This is a genomic window from Hungatella sp. SL.1.14 (assembly GCF_024460495.1).
GTDB lineage: Bacteria > Bacillota > Clostridia > Lachnospirales > Lachnospiraceae > Hungatella > Hungatella hathewayi.
This window is the reverse complement of the sequence record NZ_JANFYJ010000548.1, coordinates 1-286: the sequence shown is the minus strand read 5'-3', so window position 1 is coordinate 286 and position 286 is coordinate 1. Positions and strand designations below refer to the sequence as shown.

General features: G+C 55.6%; 1 protein-coding gene. It reads left to right on the top strand.

Annotated elements, in window-relative coordinates:
• Positions 1 to 41 precede the first annotated feature (41 nt).
• Positions 42 to 286 (top strand): hypothetical protein (locus tag NE473_RS33000; RefSeq protein WP_349769285.1); only part of this gene is annotated, 245 nt, incomplete at its 3' end.

Here is a 286-nt window from a genome sequence, read left to right as displayed (position 1 = left end):
TAATCACTAAAGCGGAAGGCATTGAGTGCAAGAAGTGTTGGATGCGGATGGGAATACTCTGTTTCCGGGCCATGGCCAAAGGAAAACTTTCGGCATCTCCAGCCGCCGTCCTGATACTGGCTGTCCAGGAAGTAGCGGAATGTGGTCTTAAGCCGCTCATCCTCTCCATCTCCCAGGCGGCACAACACCTGCGCCGCGCAGGCCGTATGACAGGGATAGATACTTCCCTTCGGATAGCACCGGATGCGGCCATCCTACTGCCATGCGCTGAAAATCAGCTCTGCAG